Origin of the sequence: Terrisporobacter mayombei (genome assembly GCF_020748465.1) — a bacterium.
GTDB classification, from domain to species: domain Bacteria; phylum Bacillota; class Clostridia; order Peptostreptococcales; family Peptostreptococcaceae; genus Terrisporobacter; species Terrisporobacter mayombei.
Genome location: NZ_JAHZMP010000153.1, coordinates 1 through 487, shown reverse-complemented (window position 1 = coordinate 487; position 487 = coordinate 1). Strand labels below are relative to the sequence as shown.

Annotated in this window: 2 protein-coding genes; both read right to left on the bottom strand. The window is 46.4% G+C overall.

Annotation, left to right across the window (positions count from 1 at the left end; genetic code table 11):
* Window positions 1-266: DUF826 domain-containing protein (locus K0039_RS20850; RefSeq protein ID WP_228106841.1), on the bottom strand; the 266-nt coding region annotated here is incomplete at its 3' end.
* Complete coding sequence (locus K0039_RS24350; RefSeq protein ID WP_369123864.1) at window positions 190-351, bottom strand: DUF1378 family protein; 162 nt, start codon at window positions 349-351, stop codon at window positions 190-192. The genes K0039_RS24350 and K0039_RS20850, both read right to left, overlap by 77 nt.
* Window positions 352-487 lie beyond the last annotated feature (136 nt).

Below are 487 nucleotides of genomic sequence, written 5' to 3'. Positions count from 1 at the left end.
CCCAGCAGTTCATCCAGAATGGCATCCACTTCAGCATCAAGACGCGCCTCAAGATTCTGACGAAGTTGCTGTTTCAGTGCGCTTCTGACTTCTTCAGAGCGCAGGACATCCTTCACTGCTTCAGCAGTGACCAGCGATTTTATTTCTGACATGGTATTTTCTCGTTGAAAGGTGTTGTTAAGAAAGTTGCTACGGAATGAGAGGCTCTTCGGGTTTTGTTCCGGCTGACTGACTGGCGCTGATTTTCTCAGCGGCCCTTTTATCAATCTGTCTGCGCCAGAAATCGCGCACAGCCCTGTACCCACCCGAAAGAAGATACAGCACACAGACCGCCGTACAGAAGTACAGCATTAACTGGTTCAGAAATGTCATGTTTTCTCACCGTTATAGTTGACATAATTTACTTATTTTTGTAGAAAAACACCCAGACTTCGCTGTCATCATGATCGTTTTACCAGCCGCCAGCATTCATGTAGTGGACAAAAGT